Below are 24,004 nucleotides of genomic sequence, written 5' to 3'. Positions count from 1 at the left end.
TCAGACCAGTCAGAGCCCCGTTGCCTCCTCGGCAGCGGGGCTTATGCCTTTAGGCGCATCCACATGAGATAAACGGCCACGCCGGCAGCAGCCAAACTGCCCGACCACACCAGTGCGCCCTGAAACCCCAGCCAATCCGCCATCCCGCCAATCGCGCCAGCGCCAAGCGCCGATCCGCCTGCTGCAATCACAGCCCAAAGGCTCATCACACGCCCCCGCATATCATCCTCAAGATCGAGCTGAATCGCCGTCTGCGTTGAAATCGCGGTCACCGTGGTCACAAAAGACATGCCCGCCGCCACGGCCAGCGCCATATGCCAATGGCTCACCAACCCAAGCAGCGCCACAAGGCAAAGCCCAAACACAATCGCCAGACGGGTCAACAACGGCAGCCGCCCCGGCACCTGCGGTGGCAGGGCCGCCTGAGAAAACCCACCCAAAATTGCGCCAACCCCGGTGACACTCATCAACACGCCCAGCCCGTCAGCCCCGCGACCAAAGACGCCATCTGCCAGCGGTGGCAAGACTTCCAGCGCGCCCCGCGCCACCAAGGCCAGCACCCCGGCCACAAACATGGCCTCCCGCACCGCGGAGGTCTGCCAGACATAGCGCACCCCTGCGGCCAATGCCTGAAAGAACGGCTCCCGCGCACTGCCAGTCTCCCGACGTGGGCGCAGCGACAGGCGCGACAGAGCCACCAGATAGGGCACAAACAAAAGCCACTGCACCAAAAGCGTGTGCCCCACGCCAATCGTTGCAATCAAAACGCCGCCCACCGCCGGCCCCACCATACGCGCAATATTGAAATTGATCGCCACAATGGTCACGACGGACCCGACATATTCGCGCCGCACCAACCGGGGCGTCAGCGCCATGCGCACCGGATGATTGGCGGCCATCACCATGCCAATCAGCAAGGAGAGCAACGCCAATAGAAACGGTGTTTCCATACCTGTCGCTACAATCGCCCAAAGCACGCCGCACAACAGGAAGTTACAGCCTTGAACAGCCAAGACCGCATGTTTGACGTTCATCCGGTCCACCCAGACACCCATCAAAGGCGACAGCACGATGGATGGCGCAAACAACAGCATGGCGACAAAGCCAACAAAACTCGAAGAGTTCGTCATCTCCCAGGCCAGCCAGCCCATCGCAATGCGCTGCATCCAGATGGCCAGCAATCCAAAAGCAGCTCCAAAGACATAGGCGCGAAAGTTGGCCGATTTCAAAGCGCCCAAATTCACGCGCTACTCCTGCTGTCAGAAATCATCGGCGCAGTCTGAACTGAACATGTTAAGAGTGCAACCAACGAAAAACGCGCGCCCCAATCGGAACGCGCGCTCCCCTTCATGGGGCTGACAGCAAGGGAGGAGGATCTGTCAGTTGGTTTCTTCGGATCAGTTGACGGCCTTCGCGTCCACCACATCCTGCTCCACGGCCTTGGGTGCGCCTGTGGAAATCTCAATGCGACGCGGCTTGAGTGCCTCAGGAATTTCACGCTGCAACTCAATATGCAGCATGCCATCCTCATGGCTCGCGCCCGTGACGCGGACATGATCCGCCAGATGGAAGCGCCGTTCAAAAGCGCGGGTGGCAATCCCACGGTGCAGATATGTTTTATCCTTGGCGTCATCGCCTTTCTTGGCGGTCACAATCAGCGCATTTTCCTTGACCTCAATGCTCAGGTCATCTGCGCCAAATCCGGCCACAGCCAAAGAGATGCGATAGGCATCATTGGCGGTCTTCTCGATATTATACGGGGGGTAGCTCGGCTGGGCGACATCATTGGACAGAACACGGTCCATCATATTTGCCAACTGATCAAAACCAACGGTCGACCGGTACAGCGGAGCCAGATCAAAAGTGCGCATGGGTTATCCTCCATTGAGCGACAACAATATGTAAAATGCCTTCCCGAGGGACAGGCGGTGTTGCGTAAGACCCGATTGCGGCGCCTTACGGAAACAGAGGTATGCGCAGATACAGGGGTTTCAACCCCCTGTCTTTCACAGCGGCTTGAAAAATAGAAAATACAAACAAATCAAATTACTAACAGACATCTAGGGGCGTACAAACTTGGCCCCAGACGTGCTGCGTGTGCCAATCTGGATACGTTTCACCCCCGCTGGGGCCTGCGCCACGGGCCTGTCTCCAACCCGCATACGCCGCTTCAATTCGGCCACAACCTCCGGCAGTTCCATGCCAAAGGAAACCTTCTGCCCCTCTGGATTGTCCCCGGTCGCAGAGACCACCGACAGGATCCGCACCCGGTTGCCGTAGCGCACAAACACAGGCGCTCCCGAAGAACCAAAAGTCACGTTGCAATCAAATGTCAAAATACCCCAGCCACGCTCCAGAATGGAGCAGTCCCGCTGCCACGACAGATGCTCACTGCGCCCTCGACCATAACTCAGCACAGAGACTTTCTCTCCCTCCTGCGGGTCCACATGGATCGCAAAAGGATCCGCTTCCGAGCTTGAGATCGGAGAGGCCAGCCGCAACAGCGCAACATCATGCGGGATCATTCTGGTGCTGATTTTGCCATCCGCACTGTCCTGATAGCCCGCATCCACAACGATGCGATTGACCTGCCGCTCCGTCAGGGACTGCCCCTCAACATAACCCGCTCGAAACATAATCTGGTCCGCAGGCAGAAGGCGCCCATTTGCGTCAAACACACAATGCGCTGCGGTCAGCACCTGATCGGGCGCAATAAGTGCGGCGGTACAAAACCCGTTGCCGGCGGCGTCCAAGCGCCCTATCGCCTCCCACCCCAGCAAATCACCACGGCGCAGCAAGGGCTGCAAACGCTCCTCTGCGGCCAAAGGTTGCGTGATCACGCTCAAAACCACAGAGAGCATACATCCCAAGACCCGCATCGCCATCTCCTCCAAACCTCAGTTCGCGCCGATTATGGGCGAATAAACTTTGCCCCTGTTGCGCTGCGTTTCTGCAAAGACGCCGTACCTGCCGCCTGAAAGGGCTCCGCCTCATGAGCTGCCAGAAGCTCGGGCAGGCTGTGATCCAGCGCGGCACCCAACGCCACTTTACTGCCCTTCAGATCCGCCTTGGCCGCAACCACGGACGCAATGCGCACCTGGCCGCGATCAAACACAAACACCGGTGCGCCGCTGCTGCCAAAATCGATATTGCAGGACAGCACATGCACCCCGCGCTGACGCCCCATCACTTGACACATCTCTTGCAAGGAGGGGGCTTCTGCGCGCCCAACCGCATAGGACACCACCCCGATCTGAGAGCCCTTGCGCAGCCCACCAGTGGTTTCAAATGGATCAATCATCGTGTTGCGCACGGGGTGATGCAGCTCAAGAAGCGCCAGATCATTCTTAATATTCTCAGTCGATGCCGTATCCGACCGCGCATACTTCGGATGAACAGTCGCGCGCCGCACCGTGCGATAGGCTTCCGCACGTCCATTGCGCCAGCCTGCACGAAATTCAATTGCACCAATCGCATGGGGCGCACCGCTGCCTTTGGCAAACAAACAATGTGCCGCCGTCAACACCAGATCCGGCGCGATCAAAGTCCCAGTGCAAAATCCCCGCCCATCAATTTCCAGACGCCCAACCGCGCCCCATTGGCGGCTGTCTTCTCCGGTATCAAGACGGCGTAGTCCCGAATCCTGCGCAGCGGCAAAAGACGCCAAAAACATCGTGAACAGCACTGTAAAACGCAACAGCATGGGATCTCCATCAGAAGGGGCTCTGGTTTGATTAACCTTGATCTACCCCGAAGCTAAGGCGGAATTAGGGCAAGCCAACACCCAATGATAGATCATTACACAACCCGCCAAGGTTCTTGGGCGTCTGGCAAGCGCAAAGGCAAGACGCTATGGTATGCCCCATGACTCTAAACACGCTCTCCACCCAGTTTTCCACACTTGATGCCATCGCGGTTGCCGTGATTGTGCTTGCTTGGATCATCACAACGCATCTCATTGAAAATCCACCGAAAAACCATCCGTCTGTGTCGCGCCTCATGGCATTCTATCGGCAGGAATGGATGGTACATTACGTGGAGCGCAACGTGCGGGTGTTTGATGCCCAAATCATGGGGAACCTACGCCAAAGCACGGCGTTCTTTGCCTCCTCTTCCATGATCGCCATTGGTGCTCTAGTGGCCTTGATTGGCAACACTGATCAAATAGCAGGCGTCACCCGCGACCTCACCCAAAGCGCAGAGCCGGCGCTGGTTTTGGAGCTCAAGCTGGTGCTTGTGCTGCTCTTCATCGGCAATGCCTTTCTGAAGTTTGTCTGGTCACATCGCCTGTTCGGCTATTGCTCGGTCCTGATGGCCGCTGTGCCCAATGACGCAGAGCACCCCGCAGCCCTGTCACGCGCTCAGAAAGCAGGTGCCATCAACATCACCGCCTCCCGCAGCTTCAACCGCGGGATCCGCGCGATATATTTTGCCTTGGCCGCCATCTGCTGGATTCTCGGGCCGCTGGCCCTGTTGTTGGCGGTAATGGTCACGGTGATCGTTCTGGGACGGCGTGAATTCGCCTCCCAATCCAGAGCTGCCCTGCTGAAAGAGCCACGTTAAACCGGCGGAATCGGCCTTGGTGCGCAGCTACACCCGGTGGTAGGGCGCGCCTGCCAGGATACTGGCCGCGCGGTAGAGCTGTTCGCTCAGCATCACGCGCACCAACATATGTGGCCAGACCATTTTGCCAAAGCTCAATTTGGCATCCACCCGCGCCCGCAAGCTCGGATCGATCCCATCCGCACCGCCAATCACGAACGCCAGATCGCTGCGCCCGTCATCGCGCCAACCAGAAATCTGTGTGGCAAAATCCGGGCTGCTCATCACCTTGCCACGCTCATCCAGCGCACAGATGACGGCGCCTTTGGGGATCACCCCTTCCAGCAAGCTCGCCTCGGCAGCCATACCGCCGCCTTTGCGATCTTCAACCTCATGCACCGCCACAGGCCCAAGCCCCAGGGCCCGGCCCGTGCGATCAAACCGCGTCAGGTAATCGTCAAGCAGGTCGCGCTCTGGGCCAGACCGGAGCCGCCCCACGGCGCAGATATGCACCTTCAGTGCCATACGTTGTCCTTCCGGCCCTCCAGATCATCAGAGGGCCGCCTGAAACTTTATGCGGAGCCGCCGGGGACCCACATCTTTTCGAGCTGATAGAACTCGCGCACTTCAGGGCGGAAGATATGTACAATCACATCACCGGTATCGACCAGAACCCAGTCCCCTGTGTCCTTGCCTTCCACTTTCGCGGCGCGGCCAAACTCATGTTTGAGACGTTCCACCAGTTTTTCGGCAAGCGCCACAACTTGACGCGAAGAGCGCCCGGAGCAGATCACCATATAATCGCCAATCGACGTTTTGCCGCGCAGATCAATCTGCGCCACGTCTTCAGCTTTATCTTCATCCAGTGAGGTGAGGATACGGGCAAGCAGTGCCTCGCTTGTCGCATCCGAAGAGTCCGACGTCACAATCGGACCTGTGTCAGCAGCATTTGCCACGTCAGTGTTCAAAGACAGAAGTCTGCCCTCCTTGTAGCGCACCCGTCAGCCCCGGTGCCGGGCATAAATTCAAGATAGCACCGGTTGGACGTTTTCTCAACGAAAGGCAAGATGGATTCCGCAAAACCCTTAAAAATCGCGTATTTTCCATGCGCAAAAGACCGAAATCTCCATCGCCCCAACGCCCTCCAAGACATGTTGAAGCATTGCTCCTCCAATTGCTGCGGAGCAAAATCTCGCAATGGCACTCATTTTCTGCCCCCATCGGCCTCGGAAAAACGTTAAGGCATTGATGATCGCACATCTTAGCGTGGGGTGTCCTCGGCCTCCTGGAGCACCCGCACCTCGCGTTGCGGGAACGGCAGTGAAATACCCTCAGCCTGAAACGCATCCCAAAGTGCCAGATACACATTGCCCCGGATGTTGGTCAGCCCACCCGTCGGATCTTTGATCCAGAACCGCAGGATATAATCCACACTGCTGTCTCCAAAACTCACGATATGGCAGACAGGCGTATTGGGATAGGTCAGCACCCGCTCAACAGATTTGGCCGCCTCCACCGCCACTCTGCGCACCTGATGCGGATCATCGCCGTAAGCCGTGCCAAAGTAGATATCGAGCCGCACATAGGTGTTGGAATGAGACCAATTCACCACCTGATTGGTGATCAAATCCTCATTCGGTATCAAAAACTCGCGCCCGTCCCTTGTCACCACACTGACGTAGCGCGCTCCCAAAGAGTTGATCCAGCCAAAGGTTTCTCCAAGCGAGATCACATCACCGGGCTTGATAGACTTATCCATCAGAATGATCAGCCCGGACACAAGGTTAGACACCACCTTTTGGAGGCCAAAGCCAAGCCCCACGCCGATAAAACCCGTCAGAAACGCCAGTCCCTTCAGGTCAAACCCAATGATGCGCAAACCAATAAAAAAGGCAGCACTGTAGAAAAACACTTGTAGCAGCTTGCCAAACAGAACCCGCATGGAGGGCGATATGTCTTCACTGCGCATCAGCCGTGCATCGGCCTGTCGGGAGGCCAACCGCGTGAGTGCGAAGGTCACGCCCAGCATCAAAATCGCCTGCGCGATCATCCACAATGAAATCCGGGTTTCGCCAAACACCAATGCCATGCTGTCCATCAACAAGACGGCATCGTCACGCAGCCCAGTCAGCACCAAAGTGACCCAGATCCAGGCGCCGTATCTCAAAAAAGCGCGGAGCGTGGTGTTCTGCACCACCCGAAGCACCACAACAACCACCAGCCAGGCCAATGCCAGATTGGCAAGCCCAACCAGAAGGTAGGAACGGCTCGGCCAGGTAGCCGCGCGCATCCCCCACACGGTGAACCAGATCAACACATTGAAAATAAACAGCGCCATGCGCCGATGCATCATCATGGCATAGCGATAACGCCATTTCGGCCACCCCTCGCGCGTCTTCAGCCAAGCGTAAAACCGCGGTTTGAAAACAAAAGCCAATCCATAGGCCACTGCTATGAGGACCAGCGCGATCACCACCTGATAGGCCGCCCAAGGGCGCAACAGGCTCTCGGAGAAATCCACCAACCGCGCCCATATGCCCAGCGCGATCTCGGTTGTTTCGGTGCTATCTTGCGGAACGTCCGTATCAGGCACGTGGCGCTCTGCGCCTGCGATACGATCCAACTCGGTCTCGTCCGTCACCGCAGAGGGATCGACGGCATCGGCGGCGGATGTCTGGAGCTCTTCTTCCATGCATCATCCTTGCACGTGGGCCTGCGTCGAGGCAACGCAGCATTCTGCACCCTGCGTCACTTCTCTGTGGCTTCTGCTTGAAGGAATCCGCCTGTCCGTGTACTGGGATCATATGAAACGCATCTACGACATCTCTGACCGCGCCTTTTTGCCATGGCGATTCTTTGGTCAGTCGAAATCCGTCGTCGCCGCGCTATGAGCTTGCGGCACAGCATCGCTGCGCCTTTCTGACAGCCATTTCTTCTAGCTATACAAACAGAATGGAGAGGACCAATGTCCCCCAAAACGCTCTATGATAAGATCTGGGATGCCCATGTCGCCCACGAAGCTGACGATGGCACCTGCCTGCTTTATATTGACCGTCACCTTGTTCACGAAGTGACCAGCCCGCAGGCGTTTGAAGGCCTGCGCATGGCGGGACGCAAGGTGCGTGCGCCAGAAAAAACCATTGCCGTGCCGGACCATAACGTCCCCACCACGGCGGGTCGCGAAGACCCTGCGCAGATGACCGAAGAGTCGCGTATTCAGGTTGAGGCGCTGGACAAAAACGCCAAAGAGTTTGGCGTGCATTACTATCCGGTGTCTGACGTACGTCAGGGCATCGTGCACATCGTTGGCCCGGAAAACGGCTGGACCCTGCCGGGCATGACTGTGGTCTGTGGCGACAGCCACACCGCGACCCACGGCGCATTTGGCGCGCTGGCGCATGGCATCGGCACCTCTGAGGTGGAGCATGTGCTCGCCACCCAGACGCTGATCCAGAAAAAATCCAAAAACATGAAGGTGGAGATCACCGGCAAGCTGAAGCCGGGCGTGACCGCCAAGGACATCACACTGGCGGTGATTGGCGAAACCGGCACCGGTGGCGGTACAGGTTACGTCATCGAATATTGTGGTGAAGCGATCCGCGATCTGTCCATGGAAGGCCGCATGACCGTCTGTAACATGGCCATCGAAGGCGGTGCCCGTGCCGGTCTGATCGCCCCAGATGAAACCACCTTTGCCTATTGCAAAGGCCGCCCACACGCTCCGAAAGCGGGTGCTTGGGAGCAGGCGCTGGAGTATTGGAAAACGCTCTACACCGACGAAGGCGCACATTTTGATAAAGTGGTGACCCTGAAGGGCGAAGACATTCAGCCGGTTGTGACCTGGGGCACCAGCCCGGAAGATGTACTGCCGATCACTGGTGTCGTGCCTGCGCCAGAAGATTTTGAAGGCGGCAAGGTCGAAGCTGCGCGTCGCTCCATTGAGTATATGGGCCTGACCCCGGGCCAGAAGCTGACTGACATCGAGATCGACACCGTCTTCATCGGCTCCTGCACCAACGGTCGCATCGAAGACATGCGTGCCGCCGCCGAAGTGCTGAAGGGTAAGAAGATCAAGGAAGGCATGCGCGCCATGATCGTGCCGGGCTCTGGCCTTGTACGCGCACAGGCCGAAGAAGAAGGTCTGGCGGATATCTTCCGTGAGGCGGGCTTTGAATGGCGTCTGGCAGGCTGCTCCATGTGCCTGGCGATGAACCCCGATCAGCTGTCTGAGAACGAGCGTTGCGCCTCCACCTCAAACCGCAACTTCGAAGGCCGTCAGGGCTATAAGGGCCGCACACACCTTGTGTCCCCAGCCATGGCCGCCGCTGCCGCAATCACCGGCAAGCTGACTGACATTCGCGAGCTGATGTCGTGAATGGCTGAGTTCAGCGACTTCATCATCTATCTTGATGAAAGCGGCTCTCCTGCTTTGGATGCCGACAAAGACGAATTCCCTGTCTTTGTGCTTGCCTGCGTGTGCGTGAACAAATCGCATTATTGCGATGACCTCGTGCCACGCTTGCAAGCCTTGAAGTTTAAGTACTTTGGGCATGATCAGATTATTTTCCACGAGCGCGACATACGTCGTCAGAGCGGTGACTTTGTCGCGCTTCGTGGTGACCGAAATCTGAGAAACGCCTTTCTTGATGAAGTCACTGAACTGATTAGTTCGTTTGATTTTGATGTCGCAACGGCCGTCATAGACAAGCAGAAACTGAAGGAGAAATACCCTGATCCGAAATCACCATATGAGCTGTCTTTGCTGTTGGTGATGGAGCATCTGGCACTAATGCTGCGGGATGCCGATCAAATTGGCAAAACCGTGCATGTCATTGCCGAGGCGAGGGGTAAGCCGGAAGATGCGGAACTTGAACTGGTGTTTCGCCGTATTGCCAATGGACAACCTCCTTTGCGCAGCAATCAACGCGATCTGATCACTCAGTTTGATTGGCAAATCCTGTTTTGCGACAAAAAGTCAAATTCAAGCGGATTACAGCTTGCAGACCTCATTGCGCGCCCCATTGGATTGCACCAACTTAAACCTGAACAAACCAACCGGGCCTATGACGTAATCGCCGAAAAAGTGGCGTGGTGGATTAAGGCCTTCCCCTAAAAGCAGAGGGGCCACCGGACAAGCCAGTAGCCCCACGCCGACCGAAAAAAGTCCAGCCCATTTACCCTCAATATAGGGGGTATACACAAAAAGTAAAGTTAACGAGCCAGGCTCGGAAGGAACCGAAACATGAAAAAATTCGAAACCTTTTCCGGTATCGCAGCGCCCATGCCGCTGGTGAATATCGACACCGACATGATCATCCCCAAGCGCTTTCTGAAGTCGATCCAGCGGACCGGCTTTGGTGTGAGCCTGTTTGATGAGATGCGCTACAATCGCGACGGCACGGAAATCCCGGATTTTGTGCTCAACAAAGCGCAGTATCGCGAGGCTCAGATCCTGATCGCGGGTGACAACTTCGGCTGTGGCTCTTCGCGTGAGCACGCGCCATGGGCGCTGGATGATTTTGGCATCAAGGTGATTGTCTCCACCTCTTTTGCCGACATCTTCTTCAACAACAGCTTCAAGAACGGCATGCTGCCGATCGTGCTGCCACAGGAGCAGGTCGACATCCTGATGGCCGATGCGGAAAAAGGTGCCAACGCGCGCATGACCGTTGATCTGGAAGCCCAAGAGATCACAACCTCGGATGGCGAAGTGATCAAGTTCGAAGTGGACGCCTTCAAAAAGCACTGCCTGCTGAACGGTTTGGATGACATTGGCCTGACCATGGAGAAAGAAACCTCCATCGACGCTTATGAAGCCAAGGCCAGCGCAGAGCGCCCTTGGGTCTGACCTAAGTTTAAGTCAATCAAACGCGGCGCCCCCGATGCGCCGCGTTTTTACTTTTGGAGGGGATATGCTACTCACAGCAGCCTCCTATATACCATCTCTAGCCCCCCTTTGCCCGGCCAACTAAGCGCTGCACCGCACTGTCAGCCGCGCCGCTGTGAGATCATTGCGCAGGCACAACAGCCTCTGCGCCCTCGCGGCGCATATGTTTGCTGTTCAGTTTCAGAACCAGCCAGATCATCGTCACCTGCAACCCAACGGCCACCGCAGAAATGAGCAGATAGATCAGAGAAAACTTCTCCACGAGACCGCTCGCCACAAGCCCTTTGTTGAGCCAGAAATGCAGCATCACCGAGAGGGCAACCCCGGGACAAACCAGCGCATAAGACCCAGCGGACAGACCCGGCCCCGTCACAAATTTGGAAACATAGCCAAACCCACGCAGCACAGTCAGCCCAAGCGCCAGAATGGCAAGCTGCACCATCAGCAGCGTGGTCAGCAACGACAGCGTTTCGCCCGCGCCACCGTGCACGTCAAAATGCACATGCAGGCCATGACTCTGACGCAGCCAGGCGATCGCGACAACGGTGATCAGCGGCACAATCACCAAAAGCGTTGGCGCCGATTCGGCTGACGCCCCATGTTCCATCATCGCGCGCAATCCAAGGATCACATTGGCCACCGCCAACAGCAGGGCAACAACGATGAAAAAGCTAGACAGGATAAAAGAAATCCCCACCGTCAGCGCGACCGAGCTCATCGCAGCCGGAGCGGCCATGCCCACCCCAACCATTGCAAATGCAAAAGCCGGAAGGACCTGTGCAAAACTGTTGTTTGTCGAGCAGTCAAATCCCCCCTTGATCAGCACACGACCAAAGAAGTCTCGCATGATCAAAAGCCCATATCCTCCGATCAGCAAAAAGGCGACCATCGCCATGGGGAAGAGGAACTCCACCACAGTCCACAGCCCTGGGACAAAGACCAACCCAAGGATAAACCCTCCATTCACCACCATGGCCAGAGCAAGTGGGATGGCCATAAGCTGCGTTTCGGCGTTGGATCTACGCAAAGCGTCATAGGCTTCGGACAGCCGGAAAGCTGACAGGCTGCGCAGGTTCCAGATCAACGATTTGATCAACAAGAGCGCAAATCCAGCAATGCCCAGCATCGCAACAACGATCGCAACTTTCAAAGCCAGCGGACCATCACCAAAGGCGGCCATGATGTCTTCAAATATCGGGACGGGCTGGTTTGGATGTGGCACCCAGAACATCATAAACATGAAAAACGTCACCATCAGGCCACCCGCTCCGAGGGTTGCCAAAAAATACAAAGGTGAATACGGCGGGCGCTCTTGCAGCGATGCGGGTTGTGTCATGGCATTTCCTTTCACATTCCAAAATATGAATATGAAATTCAGCCCTCACACCTTGACCTAGATCAATACACATTCAAATTACAGAATACTTTTGACGTAAATTCTGGCAAAACTGTGGCGCGCGACTTTCCACGGCTCACGGATAGAATCGCGTTACGCTGAAAGACAAATAGGCCCTCAAAACCCGATAGAAGCCTGAAAAACATGCACCTTCTTGACGCTTTCATTGATGCAATCGCGCACCAGTCTCCCTGCTGCAACGAGGAAACTCCGTGAAATTCCAAACAAATCCTTGAGACCACGCCACAACCAATGCCACAATAAGGCATAAATGAGGCACTCCGCCCCAAGGCGGGATCAAGTTGGAACAAGATCGCGGGTCCGTCAGAGACCACATAATCGCGGCATCCGGTTTGAAAGGGTTAGAGCAGTGATAGGCAAAATCATTGGCGCGGGCACGCGTGCAAGTCTTGTGGCGTTGTTATTTGCGCTTCCCGCTGTGGTACTGCCCTCTGTCAGCGCTGACGCCATTCAGATCATGCTGTTGTTTGCCCTGTTTTCAGCATCCCTCGTCTTCATCGAATATGCCACCAGCGCACCCTCCATTCTGGAATTTCGCTACGCGCCACCCTTCAACCGCCTGCGCTTTCTGGCGATTTTCTTCACGGTCTTTGCCCTCTCAGTGATCGCACGCGGAGAGCTGGCCCCAAATGCCTTCACGGCTTTCTTACACGCGCTTGGCATCATTGTGGGGGATGTGATCGACTTTCCCTATTCACCTGTGCGCCTGATGGTGATCATGCTGCCAGAGAACGCCACGCCAGAGCTGATCCGCGAAGTGCGCACAGCCTCCGGCCTCAGCTACCTGATTTCTATGATCACTTTGGCGGTGTTTTATTTCTTCGTGCGCATTCTCGAGTGGCCCGCCCGCAATGGGGCCTTTAACGTCTGGGTCAATCTCCCGCTCTTTGATCCGACGGCTGGCGGTGACGTGCTGCCACGCCTGCAACGGGATGGCCGTCTTAATATTGCGTTAGGGTTTCTTATGCCATTCTTAATCCCGGCGATCATTCAGATGATGTCGGACCTGATTGATCCAATCTATCTGTCTGATCCTTTGACAATGATCTGGACAATCAGCGCATGGGCTTTCATTCCAGCCAGCATGATCATGCGCGGCATGGCAATGACCCGCGTCGCCACAATGATCGACGAAAACCGCCGTCGCGCTTATGCGGCGTCACGCGGCATGCATCCAGCCTCCTCCACTGCCTGATTGTGCTGCTGGGCCTCTTCTGGGGGGCCACGCAGCTACAAGCGCAGACGTTGCGGATCGCCACCTATGACGTGGAATTGTCACGCAAGGGCCCCGGTCTCATGCTGCGCGACATTCAGCGTGGCACACCGCAAGTGCAGGCCATCACGCAAGTTGTCAGCCACATCGCGCCAGACATTCTCTTTTTGCAAGGCGTCGATTACGACGCCGACTTGCTTGGCCTGACCGCCCTGCGCGACCACTTCGCAACACAGGGCATAATATACCCGCATCTCTTTGCCCTGCCCCCCAACACTGGGCTACCAACGAGCGTGGATCTGAATGGGGATGGCATCCGTCACCGCGCAGCAGACGCACAGGGATACGGCAAATTCCGAGGCGCGGGGGGCATGGCCCTGTTATCAAAATGGCCCATTGCCCTGCAACGGGACTTCACCGCACTGCTCTGGAAAGAACTGCCTGACGCTCAATTGCCCAGCCTGAATGGAGCCCCTTTCCCCTCCCAAGAAGCGCAAGACATCCAGAGGCTCTCCTCCACCGGTCATTGGGTTGTGACCGTCACGGCCCCCAGCGGCCCCATCTCGCTCCTGCTTTTCGCAGCCGGTCCCCCCGTCTTTGACGGCCCCGAGGATCGCAATGGACTGCGCAACGCAGATGAAATCCGGCTCTGGACGCAATTTCTTGATGGCAAACTCGGACCACTGCCAGACACACCGCTGGTCTTGCTGGGAGGCGCAAACCTCGATCCCATCTATGGCGAAGGCCGTCACGCCGCCATTCACGCCCTCCTCGCACATCCGCGCCTGCAAGACCCCCTCGCCACCGCCGGTCCAACAGTGGATTGGCGGGATCCCACTCCGGGTGATCTGCGTGTGGACTACCTCTTGCCAAGTCGTGACGTCACCGTGTCCAAAGCCGGTATTTTCTGGCCCAAGCCCCCCGCACCGCTCTCAGAGCGCCTGTCCTTCAGCGGGACAATTGCCAGCCGTCATCACATCGTTTGGGCGGACATCCAATTTTGAGGAAGCCCCTCGTCAAACCCCTTTGTTTCTTGATCTTTGCCCGCTCACTCGCTAACCCGTAGCCAACCAATTTGATCAAGGACGGACCCCCATGAGCAACCCTTCGCTTCTCATCCTCGCCGGTGACGGCATCGGCCCCGAAGTCATGACCGAAGTGCAGCGTATTATCGGCTGGTTTGGCGACAAACGCGGCCTGAAATTTGACGTGAGCGAAGACCTCGTGGGCGGTGCGGCCTATGACAAACACGGCGTGCCGCTGCATGACGACACGATGGCCAAAGCACAGGAAGTGGACGCGGTTCTGCTCGGTGCCGTGGGCGGCCCAAAATACGACGATCTGGATTTTTCTGTGAAACCAGAGCGCGGCCTGCTGCGCCTGCGCAAAGAGATGGACCTCTTTGCCAACCTGCGCCCGGCGCAATGCTTTGACGCGCTGGCGGATTTCTCCTCCCTGAAAACCGACATCGTCTCCGGCCTCGACATCATGATCGTGCGCGAACTCACTGGCGGTGTCTACTTCGGCGAGCCACGCGGCATCTTCGAAGAAGGCAACGAGCGTGTGGGCATCAACACCCAGCGCTATACCGAAAGCGAAATTGAGCGCGGTGCACGCGCAGCGTTTGAGCTGGCGATGGTGCGCGACAAACGTCTCTGCTCCATGGAAAAAGCCAATGTGATGGAAAGCGGCATCCTGTGGCGTGAAGTGGTCAACGAAGTGGCCAAAGACTACCCGGAAGTCGAACTCTCCCACATGTATGCCGACAACGGCGCGATGCAGCTGGTGCGCGCGCCCAAGCAGTTCGACGTGATCTACACCGACAACCTGTTTGGCGACATCCTGTCTGATTGTGCTGCAATGCTGACCGGCTCTCTGGGCATGCTGCCTTCCGCCTCCCTTGGCGCGCCGATGGCCAATGGCCGCCCGAAAGCGCTTTATGAGCCGGTACACGGTTCCGCGCCCGACATCGCAGGTCAAGGCAAAGCCAACCCCTGTGCCTGTGTGCTCTCCTTCGCGATGGCGCTGCGCTATTCCTTCAACGAAGGCGCGGAAGCGGATCGTCTGGAAGCGGCAGTGGAAAAAGTCTTGGCCGATGGCGTGCGCACCGCAGATCTGATGCAATCCGAAGGCGAAACCCCTGTCTCCACATCCGAGATGGGTGACGCCCTTCTGGCCGCACTGGACGCCAGCCTGTAAGGCAATCCCCAAATACCAACCGAAGGCACCCTTTTCCCAAAGGGTGCTTTTTTGTTGCTAGAGTCCCTTAAAAAGGCGGCGGACGCATGCGAACAGGGCTCGATTTCACCACCGAAGTGTGGGTTGTCGCCATACGGCTAAAGCGCTCCAGCAGTGGATCAAGCTCTTCAATGGTCTTGAGCAGGATACGAGCCACAAACCCGTCCTCTCCGGTCACCTTATCACACTGTACAATCCGCTCTGTGAGCTGAATTTCTTGCTCCAGAATATGGCGTTTACCAGGCAAGGGGCGAAATCTTACCACCGCTTCCAGCGTATACCCTAAAGCAGTTGGCGCCAGTTCCACAGTGAACCCCTGAACAACACCCAAGTCCTGCAAGCGGCGCACGCGATCCCGCACGGTTGGTGCAGACACTCCAGCCTCTTCTGCCAACTCTTTCCAGCTCACACGCGCATCTTGCAGCAAGGCCTTCAGGATTTGACGATCCAACATATCTAAGCCATTTTCCATTCTGTTACACATACGCCAACTTATCCACGAAATCAAAAGTCCATACTGCACTTTATCTTACAAAACACGGACACAGATCCAATTCACCCCCCTATTCTTTGCACAAAAAGGGGGTCTTATGACTTGGGAAATATGGATGTCATTTGCTTGGGTATCTGCGGCAAACATTGTCACACCCGGACCGGCAAACATGAACACACTGCGCCGCGCCGTTCAATTCGGGGGATGGCAAGTGATCCCTACGATCATGGGCAATACTTTAGGGCTGGCAATCGGTGGCTTCATTACGGCCTACGGCGTTGCCGCATTGGTATTGTCATCACCGCCACTTTGGGCACTGCTAAATTACACAGGTGTGGCCTATCTCGTCTGGCTGGGTCTCAAATTGCTGTACGCTCCCAGAGATGCAGACCTGCGAGAGGACAATGTAAGCGCGCAAATGCCACGCAAACTCTTTATAGAAGGCCTGCTTTTGGCTCTCACAAACCCCAAAGCGCTTTTATTTTATGTCGCGCTTTTCCCACAGGTCATGCAGCCCATCTCACCAGTCGGTCCTCAGGCAGCACTGCTTGTCAGCACATACTGCGGCCTCTCCATAATGTCGCTCAGTCTTTACGCCACATTTGCCAACAGTCTGCGCGCTTTTTTTGCCACCCCCACTCATTATCGAAGGTTCCGACAAGGTTCAGGTGCGATTTTAATCACCTTCGCTCTCAACCTTGTTTCTGGGGCATAGAGCCAAGCCCTAAAGTGCCTCATTAAAAATCAGCGCGGCCGTCCTACCGTATCGATGGCCGCGGATTTTTGCGCCCGTGGCTGTAGATCGACTTGACGCTCCATTCCACCGCACGGCGCATCGCTTTGCCAAGCGCCGTGTCAAAAGCCAGCACGATATCATCCATGTCATCACTCGGAGAGCTCGCAATCCGCTCAAACGTCTTGGAGCCGATGATATGGTCGTCAAAGGCATCCACGATCTTGATGTTGAGCATCACATGCACCTCAAGTGCCTGGCTCTCGCTGTCCGCTTTCGGCAGACGCGCCTGAAATTCGCGCAGGTCCGTCACGATCATGTAATCTGGACGCAGCCCCACAGAAGAGCGCCCAACAGCAGAGACCCTATCGCTGTTTTCAAAGCTCTCAATCAACAGCGTCTGCAACATGACAGGTGCCCGATCCACCCAGCGCACGCGCGGCAGATATTCAAACCGATAAGGCGTCGGCTGCACCGCCACCTGATCTGTGTTCACAGCAGAAGACGCCGTTGGTTCTTCGACAGAAATCTGCTGACTCAAACGGGGCAGCTTACTGTCAAAGGTGCTCTTGGGAGTGAGCGTATAAAGATCCGTCGGGGCCGTGGCCCGATTGATCGTGCCGATTCCAGTGCACCCAGTCACGGCCAAAGCCCCGGCCAGAATAACAAAAGACATCCATCTCATCATCGGCTGAACTCCGAGCCTTGCGTACCTAAGAGAAAGCGCGCCGGATCCCGGCGGATGCGCTCCACCAGCCGATCCAGATTGCGCACGAGGAACCGCGCCTCTTCAACGAAACGCACGGTCTCCGGCAGCCCCAGACGCAGAAACTCTGACACCTGCCGCTCATTCTGCGTGACCACCGCTTCCACCGTCCCAATCAGGTTGGAGGCCGAGGCCGAGGCCGCGCGCACGTCACTGGCCGCCACCTCTATATCACCGGTCACACTGTCCACCGCTGTGGCCACCGCCGCCACCGCGCCACCAATATCGTCGACGATCTGATCCACATCCTCATCCAGAATGCGGTTCACGCCGCTGAAGGTCTCTCCCGCCGTCGACAGGGTGACATCCGCGGTTTCCATTGCTTGGTAGATGGCTTCCAAAGTCGCATTGGAGCGCTGAAACGTATCTGTGGCGGCCAGCAACGTGGCGCTGCCCTGCTCAGAAAGCACATCCAGATCGCCCTTGGCACTCACGGCCAGCGCGTCAATGTTGCCAATCATATCATTGGCAGACTGCGCCGCGGCACTGATGTCTGCCACCACGGAAGGCAGGTTTTCATCCACCGTGCTGCGAATTACATCCAGCGCCGCACGCGCGCTTTCTGCGGCCGCCTCCGCATCCGCTACAAACTCCGTGGCATCCCCTTCGATCAACAGGGTCACGCTGTCTGCGGTGGCATCCAATGAGCGCATCATCTCATCGGTCAACTCAAGTGTTTCATTGAACTCCGCCAGCGTGCCGCGCGCCTCAACCAGGCGCGCCGTAGCCGTTTCAAGCATCTCCGCACCCTGCGCGGTCAGAGCCTGCACACCGCTTTCAATCGACACCAGCGTGTCATTTGCCTGATCCACCAGTGGAGACACCTGTGTAGTCGCCAGCGTGCGCACGTTGCTCAGGGTCTCTGTGGCCTCCGTCGCCAGAGGCTGAAGATCCGCCGTCATCAGCGTCGTGGCCGTATCAGATGCCGTGCGCACCGCATTCAAGGTCTGCGTCGCCGCGTCGGTGGCCGTTTCAAAGGAGGCAATCGCCGCCTCCGACTGCGCCACCCGCGCCTGCACCTGCGCGCCCACATCCTCATAGCGCGCCATGAGGCCAGAGGCATCCGTGCCCACCTGCGCCACCTGCGTCTCAATCACCTCAGCTGTGTCCTGCACCTGTTGCACAAGGGCCGGCAGACGCTCTTCGATCAAAGCCTGCGCCGATTGTATCGCCGACAGAGCCGAAGGCTCCAGAACCGTCACCACATTTTCCAGCGCGGCGGCGGCATCCGCTCCTCGGGTGATAAAATCCTTCAACTCCTGCTGCATCAGCCCGTCCGCAGTGGCAAAGGCGCTTTCCGCATTGGTCAAGGTGCCCTCTGTCCGCTCGGCGGCCTCCTTGATGGACCCCAGCGCAGATGTGGCCTCCTGCAAGGTGACTTCCGCCGTATCTGAAAGCTGCTCTAAGCGCCCGGTAAAGGCGGCAATCTCCCGCGCCGCGCTGCCCACATCATCGGAGAGTTCTTCAAATTCCGCCAGCGTCCGGTCCAACCGGCCTGAAGCGCTGGCAAGATTGCCAAGCAACTCATTCACCGCAGCGGTATTCTCTTCACTGACAACACCTTGAATGTTTTCCAGAAGGCCAATCGCCTTCTCCATCAACTCCGGCGCGCCTTCGACCACCGATTGCAGCGCGCTTTTTTCCGTGGTGATCTCCCCGAGTTCCGGCAAAGCCTGCGCCGTGGCTGAACCGCCGGACAAAGCCACAAAGCTCACCCCGGTCACCCCCTGCCCCTGCAGCTTGGCAATCGTATCGGTCTTCACCGGCGTATCCGCAGCCACCTCGATGCGCACCCGCACCTTCGAAGGATCCGCGTCATCCAGCTCCAGCATCACCACCTGCCCAACGGGCAGACCGTTGTAGCGCACCGCGCCAGCGGTCCCCAATCCACTCACATTGTCAAAGAGCACATCATAATAGGCGTATTGCCGCTCCAGATCGATTTTGGCCAACCACAGCACAAAACCGAAGGATCCGATCAACCCGACCAGCGCAAAGATCCCGATCAACAGGTAATTGGCCCGTGTCTCCATGACTTATTGGCTCCCGCTTTTCTTGACCTGCGCGGCCCGCGCCCTTGGGCCAGTGAAATATTCCTGCACCCAGGGATGATCGACATCTGTCATGGTTTCTATCGGACCTTCCACCAGAACCCGTTTTTCAGCAAGCACTGCAATACGATCACAAATGGCATACAGACTGTCCAGATCATGTGTCACCATGAAAACCGTAATGCCCAAAGCGCGTTGCAATTCACCAATCAAATCATCGTAGGCCGCCGCCCCAATGGGATCGAGCCCGGCCGTCGGCTCATCCAAAAACACAATCTGCGGATCCAAGGCCAAAGCCCGCGCCAGCGCGGCACGCTTGCGCATCCCCCCTGACAGCTCACTGGGCAGCTTATCACAGGCAAGATGCGGCAGACCAACAAGACTGATTTTGAGGCCCCCCAGCTCTTTCATCAGGTTGGTGGACAGCTTCAGGTGCTCCCGCATCGGGGCCATGACATTTTGCAGCACCGTCAGCGCAGAAAACAACGCCCCATCCTGAAAGGCCACGCCCCAGCGGGTCTCCACCTGTCGCCGCTCGTCCTCTGGGGCCGTCAGAACATTCGTACCCAGCACTTCAATGCTGCCAGCAGCGGGCTGATTGAGGCCAACAATCGTGCGCAACAGAACCGACTTACCTGTCCCCGATCCACCAACGATCCCCAAGACCTCGCCGCGCCAGACATCCAGATCCAGATTGTCATGCACCACCTGCGGGCCAAACTGATTGCGCAGACCACGCACCTTGATCACCGCGTCCCGTTGGGATGTCTCCACCATGCTCACACCCCCAGCTCGGCAAAGAAAATCGAAAACAAAGCGTCCAGCGCAATCACAAGAAAAATGCCCTGCACCACACTCGATGTGGTGCGCCGCCCCACAGAGGTGGAGCTGCCCTGCACCTGAAACGCCTGCCAGCAGGCGACAACCCCGATCACAAGCGCAAAAAACGGCGCTTTGACCATGCCCACAATCAAATGCTTCACATCCGTGTTTTCATGCAGGCGCGTGATGAACATGCCCGGGCTGACATCAAGGCTGACCCAGCTCATCAAGGCCCCGCCAAACAACCCAAAAAGATTGGCGACAAACCCCAAGAGCGGCAACATCACCAGAAGCGCCAGAACACGCGGAACGACGAGCACTTTGATCGGATCCAGTCCGAGGGTCTGCATCGCATCAATTTCCTGCTGCACCTTCATGGATCCAACAGAGGCCGTAAACGCCGATCCAGACCGCCCCGCCACAATGATCGCTGTCAACAGAATGCCCAGTTCGCGCAAAACCGAAATCGAGATCAGCTCCACGACAAAAACTTCGGCCCCAAACTGTTGCAGCTGGCTGGCCCCCTGAAAGCCAAGCACCACACCAATCAGAAACCCCATCAGGGCCACAATCGGCACCGCGCTAAAACCAACGTCTTGCATATGTGTCACCAGCGAAGCCCAGCGCAGCTTGTGTGGCTGCATCAGGGCCCCCGCGATTCCGGCAAGCACCTGCCCCAGAAAACTGATCAGAGAAAGCGCCGCGCGATATCCTGACACGGCTGTCTTGCCCAATTGCTCGACCCATGCCCAGCGGCCAAGCGCCACCACCTCATGCATCTCGCTTTCAAACGCGGCCTGCGTGACGGTCTCAATCAGCGCGATATGGTCAGGCGCACCACCAGAAAGCGTCACCTCTCCCCCGGCTTGCGCAACCCGTTTGCGCAGCCGCGACACCATCCAGGCGCCGCCAGTGTCAATCCCGGTCAATCCCTCCAGCTCAATCCGAACAGCCCCCGTCAGAGCCTGTGCCTGCGCGAAGCTCTGCTCCAAAGAGCCAAGATGCGCTGTCACCAAATCACCGGACAGCTGCACCACCTTCACAGCGGCATCATCGCGCAGCTCAAGATGCGGTTCATCCACGCCCATGCGCGTCACAACCTAGGTGCCAGAAAAAGGGGAAGGGCAAAGCGCATTCTGCTCTCAACTACGGGGGTCCAGAAATTTCATACAAAACCTAACAAACAGTAGTGGATGGTAAAAGCCAATGCTCTCAGGGCTCACGCAGTCTTGCTTCCAATGTCGAAACGTCAGGCCGTTCCAAACGGGTTAGCGCCTGTTGAACAAGCCTGCGCGCCCGCGCGCCTTCCCAATCTGCAGGCAGAACCAATTCCTGAACGGCGCCATGGCGCAATCTAAGGCGACGCCAATGGTGCAACACCGCCAGCCGCAGCGCGACCCGGCTCCACAATTCATCCGGCGACGCATGTGACAGGACCCGTCCGACCGCCGCTGCCAGTTCATCGTATTCCGCCCGCATCACCTGAGGTGCCAAAGCATCGCTGACCCACGGCGGCAACAAATCTGGCGCAAACCGGCTCACCAAGCAGGCTTCCGTGCTGCGCATCGCTCCGGCCACCAACGCGGAGCGCGGTGTCAAAAGCGCCGCACCGTCCGGCAATTCCGCTTCAAAATCAATCTGTGCAATCGTCGGTGCCCCAATCACAAGAGACACCGCGTCTGCTCCGTTTACGCCATCTCCGTAGATATGCGGACGTGCGGCTTCCGTCGCGGTCCAGCCCCGCGCGGTCAATCTATGCGCTGCCGCGCGTCCACGCTTTTCGGTGACAACCCATCCATCACGACGCAAACGGTGCAATGCCACGCGCAAAGCCTGATTGTTGATCCCCAGACGGCCAACAAGGCGATCAAGAACCGGCCCAGAGAGCCACGTCTCTTCTGTCTGCAAAAGATCGCCCAACACCGTGACCACCACGGACCAAACCTTGATCGGACCGCAGCCAATGACAGTGTCGATATCGTCTTGCAGATCAACGTGTTGCATAACCGCTACCCTAGCTATTCGACGCCGGGCAAACAAGCATTGCACGCTGCGTTACTCGGTCGATACCTTGCAGCTTCGCAATTGCTTTCACATCCTACGCAAAAGATACGGTCATCGATCCCGATCTGTGACATCAAATGAAGACCGGTCAGATAACGCACTCAAAGCAACTTGAGAGGGAGCCTGATAATGCTCAGCCAAGCAGATGATTTCTTGACCGAAACCGAAGTGCTGCATGACGCAATCGCCGACATCTCAGACGCCGATCTGCAACAGATCACCCAGTTCAAAGGCTGGACCATTGAGGATGTTCTGATCCACCTGCACTTCTGGAACACGGTCGCAGATTTTTCGGCTTCTGATGAGACCGCCTTCATGACGCGTATGAAGGGAGCCATGGCCTCCCTCCAAAAAACAGGATCTCTACGCAGCTTTGAAAACGACACGGTTCCAGAACGTGGAGCTGAACTGCGCGACATCTGGCTCCGTTCTGCACAAGATATGGCCACGCGGTGGCGCGATATGGATCCCAAAGCGCGCTTGCCCTGGGTCGGCCCCTCCATGTCGGCGCGCTCCTCCATGACCGCCAGACAGATGGAGACCTGGGCGCATGGATTTGAAATCTTCGATCTACTTGGCCAATCCCGTGCTGATACCGACCGTATCCAGAATATCGTGGTCCTTGGCGTAAACACCTTTGGCTGGTCGCATCAGGTCCACAACCTTCCAGTTCCCAAGACACTCCCCCGGATTACACTGACCTCCCCATCAGGCGCCATTTGGACGTTTGGCGAAGAAGGCAGCGACAGCGTGACAGGCTCCGCCGCAGATTTTGCGGCTGTGGTGACTCAAACCCGCGCTTTCTCTGACACTAACCTGGTTGCCTCCGGCCCCATCTCCACCACATGGATGACCCACGCACAGTGTTTTGCCGGCCCGCCCGAGACACCTCCAGCGCCGGGCAGCCGATACAAAAAGACTTAGCCCGACTTGATCATCGGCATCTGCTCCGCATAGTGGCCCCATGCTTGATCTCCTGCCACCTGACCTCCCACAAACCTCCGCATTGCTCCTGTTGGGCACCAGCTTTGCCACCTCTTTGATGACCGCCGCTCTGGGTATTGGCGGCGGGGCAATCTTTTTGGCTGTGGCGGCGGTGCTTTTGCCCCCGGCGGCGCTGATCCCGGTTCACGGCGTGGTACAGCTTGGATCCAATGCCGTGCGTGCCGCGATGTTTCAGCGCCACATCCTGCGCGGGGCCTTACCTGCATTCACAATTGGCGCGCTTCTGGGCGTGGCACTTGGGGGCAGCATTGCAGTCAGCCTCTCGCCCGCCATGGTGCAGGCAGGGATCGGACTGTTCTTATTGTGGGTGGTGCTGGGCAAAACCCCAGCATGGATCGGGCGCTGGCCCATTGGCGCGGGGGCATTTTCCAGCTTTCTGTCGATGTTCTTTGGCGCAACGGGTCCTTTTGTGGCGGCTTATGTGAAGACAATGCAACTGGACCGCCACACCCATGTGGCCACCCATGCCGCTCTGATGACTGTGCAGCATGGCCTCAAAGTGGCAATGTTTGGCGCGCTTGGCTTTGCCTATGCACCATGGGCGCCATTTATTGCTGCGCTGATCCTCTGTGGGGCGGCGGGCACCTGGGTGGGCAAACATGTGCTGGGCCGCCTGTCTGATCACGGGTTTCACCGGGTGCTCAATGGGCTCCTGATCCTGATTGCGCTGCGGCTGCTCTGGGGCGGAATAGCCGCAACCTTCTGAAAATCCACACCGCTGGAATACAGACGCAATACCGACGTATTGCAGATGCGCCGCTCTATCCCCATTT

General features: G+C 57.3%; 24 protein-coding genes. 10 read left to right on the top strand and 14 right to left on the bottom strand.

Annotated features, from left to right (window positions below):
- Positions 1-41: 41 nt before the first annotated feature.
- The 4 genes from J7382_RS02650 to J7382_RS02635 form a co-directional block, all read right to left on the bottom strand.
- Positions 42-1,244: an MFS transporter gene (locus J7382_RS02650; RefSeq protein ID WP_209066920.1), complete on the bottom strand. Its 1,203-nt coding sequence runs from the start codon at positions 1,242-1,244 to the stop codon at positions 42-44.
- Positions 1,245-1,397: 153 nt separating this feature from the next.
- Positions 1,398-1,871, bottom strand: coding sequence for an Hsp20 family protein (locus J7382_RS02645; protein WP_209066918.1), 474 nt, complete (start codon positions 1,869-1,871; stop codon positions 1,398-1,400).
- Between the two features lie 189 nt (positions 1,872-2,060).
- Entirely contained in the window at positions 2,061-2,879 is an 819-nt protein-coding gene (locus J7382_RS02640; protein WP_209066916.1) for a trypsin-like peptidase domain-containing protein, read from the bottom strand.
- Between the two features lie 32 nt (positions 2,880-2,911).
- Positions 2,912-3,703 (bottom strand): trypsin-like serine protease, encoded by a 792-nt coding sequence (locus J7382_RS02635; protein WP_209066914.1) that lies wholly within the window; start codon positions 3,701-3,703, stop codon positions 2,912-2,914.
- A 161-nt stretch (positions 3,704-3,864) separates the two neighbouring features.
- On the opposite strand from J7382_RS02635, the gene J7382_RS02630 reads away from it, so the two are divergent.
- The gene (locus J7382_RS02630; protein ID WP_058238552.1) at positions 3,865-4,563 is read left to right on the top strand and encodes a DUF599 domain-containing protein; all 699 of its coding nucleotides are present in this window, start codon (positions 3,865-3,867) and stop codon (positions 4,561-4,563) included.
- A 27-nt stretch (positions 4,564-4,590) separates the two neighbouring features.
- Here J7382_RS02630 and rlmH read toward each other — a convergent pair whose 3' ends face one another.
- The 3 genes from rlmH to J7382_RS02615 form a co-directional block, all read right to left on the bottom strand.
- The gene (gene rlmH / locus J7382_RS02625) at positions 4,591-5,061 is read right to left on the bottom strand and encodes a 23S rRNA (pseudouridine(1915)-N(3))-methyltransferase RlmH (RefSeq protein ID WP_209067567.1); all 471 of its coding nucleotides are present in this window, start codon (positions 5,059-5,061) and stop codon (positions 4,591-4,593) included.
- A 53-nt stretch (positions 5,062-5,114) separates the two neighbouring features.
- Positions 5,115-5,498: a ribosome silencing factor gene (gene rsfS, locus J7382_RS02620; RefSeq protein WP_223229161.1), complete on the bottom strand. Its 384-nt coding sequence runs from the start codon at positions 5,496-5,498 to the stop codon at positions 5,115-5,117.
- A gap of 305 nt (positions 5,499-5,803) precedes the next feature.
- On the bottom strand, positions 5,804-7,234 hold the full coding sequence (locus J7382_RS02615) for a mechanosensitive ion channel domain-containing protein (protein ID WP_209066912.1): 1,431 nt from the start codon (positions 7,232-7,234) through the stop codon (positions 5,804-5,806).
- A gap of 273 nt (positions 7,235-7,507) precedes the next feature.
- Here J7382_RS02615 and leuC point away from each other — a divergent pair, with 273 nt between their 5' ends.
- The 3 genes from leuC (at position 7,508) to leuD (ending at position 10,390) form a co-directional block, all read left to right on the top strand.
- Complete coding sequence (gene leuC / locus J7382_RS02610) at positions 7,508-8,917, top strand: 3-isopropylmalate dehydratase large subunit (RefSeq protein ID WP_209066910.1); 1,410 nt, start codon at positions 7,508-7,510, stop codon at positions 8,915-8,917.
- Positions 8,918-9,655 (top strand): DUF3800 domain-containing protein, encoded by a 738-nt coding sequence (locus tag J7382_RS02605; protein WP_209066908.1) that lies wholly within the window; start codon positions 8,918-8,920, stop codon positions 9,653-9,655. It abuts the gene before it with no gap.
- Between the two features lie 129 nt (positions 9,656-9,784).
- Entirely contained in the window at positions 9,785-10,390 is a 606-nt protein-coding gene (gene leuD / locus J7382_RS02600) for a 3-isopropylmalate dehydratase small subunit (protein WP_209066906.1), read from the top strand.
- A 160-nt stretch (positions 10,391-10,550) separates the two neighbouring features.
- On the opposite strand, the gene J7382_RS02595 is transcribed toward leuD, so the two are convergent.
- Positions 10,551-11,765, bottom strand: a complete 1,215-nt coding sequence (locus J7382_RS02595) for a hypothetical protein (protein ID WP_209066904.1) — start codon at positions 11,763-11,765, stop codon at positions 10,551-10,553.
- Positions 11,766-12,195: 430 nt separating this feature from the next.
- Here J7382_RS02595 and J7382_RS02590 point away from each other — a divergent pair, with 430 nt between their 5' ends.
- The 3 genes from J7382_RS02590 to leuB all read left to right on the top strand — a co-directional run bounded on the left by J7382_RS02590 (position 12,196) and on the right by leuB (position 15,258).
- Positions 12,196-13,041 (top strand): hypothetical protein, encoded by an 846-nt coding sequence (locus tag J7382_RS02590; protein WP_209066902.1) that lies wholly within the window; start codon positions 12,196-12,198, stop codon positions 13,039-13,041.
- Between the two features lie 50 nt (positions 13,042-13,091).
- Positions 13,092-14,063, top strand: a complete 972-nt coding sequence (locus J7382_RS02585) for an endonuclease/exonuclease/phosphatase family protein (RefSeq protein WP_247744782.1) — start codon at positions 13,092-13,094, stop codon at positions 14,061-14,063.
- Positions 14,064-14,154: 91 nt separating this feature from the next.
- Positions 14,155-15,258: a 3-isopropylmalate dehydrogenase gene (gene leuB / locus J7382_RS02580; RefSeq protein WP_209066900.1), complete on the top strand. Its 1,104-nt coding sequence runs from the start codon at positions 14,155-14,157 to the stop codon at positions 15,256-15,258.
- A gap of 67 nt (positions 15,259-15,325) precedes the next feature.
- On the opposite strand, the gene J7382_RS02575 is transcribed toward leuB, so the two are convergent.
- Entirely contained in the window at positions 15,326-15,751 is a 426-nt protein-coding gene (locus J7382_RS02575; RefSeq protein WP_247744781.1) for an Lrp/AsnC family transcriptional regulator, read from the bottom strand.
- A 136-nt stretch (positions 15,752-15,887) separates the two neighbouring features.
- Here J7382_RS02575 and J7382_RS02570 point away from each other — a divergent pair, with 136 nt between their 5' ends.
- Positions 15,888-16,505: a LysE family translocator gene (locus J7382_RS02570; protein ID WP_209066898.1), complete on the top strand. Its 618-nt coding sequence runs from the start codon at positions 15,888-15,890 to the stop codon at positions 16,503-16,505.
- 43 nt (positions 16,506-16,548) lie between these two features.
- Here the strand turns inward: J7382_RS02570 and J7382_RS02565 are convergent, their stop codons facing one another.
- The 5 genes from J7382_RS02565 to J7382_RS02545 all read right to left on the bottom strand — a co-directional run bounded on the left by J7382_RS02565 (position 16,549) and on the right by J7382_RS02545 (position 22,166).
- Entirely contained in the window at positions 16,549-17,199 is a 651-nt protein-coding gene (locus J7382_RS02565) for an ABC-type transport auxiliary lipoprotein family protein (protein WP_209066896.1), read from the bottom strand.
- A gap of 8 nt (positions 17,200-17,207) precedes the next feature.
- Positions 17,208-19,322: an MlaD family protein gene (locus J7382_RS02560; protein WP_209066894.1), complete on the bottom strand. Its 2,115-nt coding sequence runs from the start codon at positions 19,320-19,322 to the stop codon at positions 17,208-17,210.
- Between the two features lie 3 nt (positions 19,323-19,325).
- Complete coding sequence (locus tag J7382_RS02555) at positions 19,326-20,117, bottom strand: ATP-binding cassette domain-containing protein (protein WP_209066892.1); 792 nt, start codon at positions 20,115-20,117, stop codon at positions 19,326-19,328.
- A gap of 2 nt (positions 20,118-20,119) precedes the next feature.
- Positions 20,120-21,250 carry an ABC transporter permease gene (locus tag J7382_RS02550; RefSeq protein WP_209066891.1) on the bottom strand — a complete coding sequence of 377 codons (1,131 nt, stop codon included), beginning with the start codon at positions 21,248-21,250 and terminating at the stop codon, positions 20,120-20,122.
- A gap of 124 nt (positions 21,251-21,374) precedes the next feature.
- Positions 21,375-22,166, bottom strand: coding sequence for a PaaX family transcriptional regulator C-terminal domain-containing protein (locus J7382_RS02545; RefSeq protein ID WP_209066889.1), 792 nt, complete (start codon positions 22,164-22,166; stop codon positions 21,375-21,377).
- A gap of 189 nt (positions 22,167-22,355) precedes the next feature.
- Between J7382_RS02545 and J7382_RS02540 the strand changes: the two genes are divergently transcribed.
- Both J7382_RS02540 and J7382_RS02535 read left to right on the top strand, forming a co-directional pair.
- On the top strand, positions 22,356-23,150 hold the full coding sequence (locus J7382_RS02540; RefSeq protein ID WP_209066888.1) for a TIGR03084 family metal-binding protein: 795 nt from the start codon (positions 22,356-22,358) through the stop codon (positions 23,148-23,150).
- Between the two features lie 40 nt (positions 23,151-23,190).
- Positions 23,191-23,937 carry a sulfite exporter TauE/SafE family protein gene (locus tag J7382_RS02535; protein WP_209066886.1) on the top strand — a complete coding sequence of 249 codons (747 nt, stop codon included), beginning with the start codon at positions 23,191-23,193 and terminating at the stop codon, positions 23,935-23,937.
- Positions 23,938-24,004 lie beyond the last annotated feature (67 nt).

This window comes from Shimia sp. R11_0, assembly GCF_017744035.1.
Taxonomy (GTDB): Bacteria; Pseudomonadota; Alphaproteobacteria; order Rhodobacterales; family Rhodobacteraceae; genus Shimia; species Shimia marina.
The sequence above is the reverse complement of the archived record's forward strand: the minus strand, read 5'-3'. Positions and strand labels throughout refer to the sequence as shown.

Bases quoted from the DNA above. Each gene is read 5' to 3' on its own strand.
- J7382_RS02635 (WP_209066914.1), bottom strand. From the start codon at position 3,703: ATGCTGTTGCGTTTTACAGTGCTGTTCACGATGTTTTTGGCGTCTTTT.
- J7382_RS02545 (WP_209066889.1), bottom strand. From the start codon at position 22,166: ATGCAACACGTTGATCTGCAAGACGATATCGACACTGTCATTGGCTGC.
- J7382_RS02565 (WP_209066896.1), bottom strand. From the start codon at position 17,199: ATGTCTTTTGTTATTCTGGCCGGGGCTTTGGCCGTGACTGGGTGCACT.
- J7382_RS02560 (WP_209066894.1), bottom strand. From the start codon at position 19,322: ATGGAGACACGGGCCAATTACCTGTTGATCGGGATCTTTGCGCTGGTC.
- J7382_RS02570 (WP_209066898.1), top strand. From the start codon at position 15,888: ATGACTTGGGAAATATGGATGTCATTTGCTTGGGTATCTGCGGCAAAC.
- leuC (WP_209066910.1), top strand. From the start codon at position 7,508: ATGTCCCCCAAAACGCTCTATGATAAGATCTGGGATGCCCATGTCGCC.
- leuB (WP_209066900.1), top strand. From the start codon at position 14,155: ATGAGCAACCCTTCGCTTCTCATCCTCGCCGGTGACGGCATCGGCCCC.
- J7382_RS02535 (WP_209066886.1), top strand. From the start codon at position 23,191: ATGCTTGATCTCCTGCCACCTGACCTCCCACAAACCTCCGCATTGCTC.
- J7382_RS02640 (WP_209066916.1), bottom strand. From the start codon at position 2,879: ATGCGGGTCTTGGGATGTATGCTCTCTGTGGTTTTGAGCGTGATCACG.
- J7382_RS02645 (WP_209066918.1), bottom strand. From the start codon at position 1,871: ATGCGCACTTTTGATCTGGCTCCGCTGTACCGGTCGACCGTTGGTTTT.
- leuD (WP_209066906.1), top strand. From the start codon at position 9,785: ATGAAAAAATTCGAAACCTTTTCCGGTATCGCAGCGCCCATGCCGCTG.
- J7382_RS02555 (WP_209066892.1), bottom strand. From the start codon at position 20,117: ATGGTGGAGACATCCCAACGGGACGCGGTGATCAAGGTGCGTGGTCTG.
- J7382_RS02575 (WP_247744781.1), bottom strand. From the start codon at position 15,751: ATGTTGGATCGTCAAATCCTGAAGGCCTTGCTGCAAGATGCGCGTGTG.
- J7382_RS02550 (WP_209066891.1), bottom strand. From the start codon at position 21,250: ATGGGCGTGGATGAACCGCATCTTGAGCTGCGCGATGATGCCGCTGTG.
- J7382_RS02540 (WP_209066888.1), top strand. From the start codon at position 22,356: ATGCTCAGCCAAGCAGATGATTTCTTGACCGAAACCGAAGTGCTGCAT.
- J7382_RS02615 (WP_209066912.1), bottom strand. From the start codon at position 7,234: ATGGAAGAAGAGCTCCAGACATCCGCCGCCGATGCCGTCGATCCCTCT.
- J7382_RS02630 (WP_058238552.1), top strand. From the start codon at position 3,865: ATGACTCTAAACACGCTCTCCACCCAGTTTTCCACACTTGATGCCATC.
- J7382_RS02605 (WP_209066908.1), top strand. From the start codon at position 8,918: ATGGCTGAGTTCAGCGACTTCATCATCTATCTTGATGAAAGCGGCTCT.
- J7382_RS02595 (WP_209066904.1), bottom strand. From the start codon at position 11,765: ATGACACAACCCGCATCGCTGCAAGAGCGCCCGCCGTATTCACCTTTG.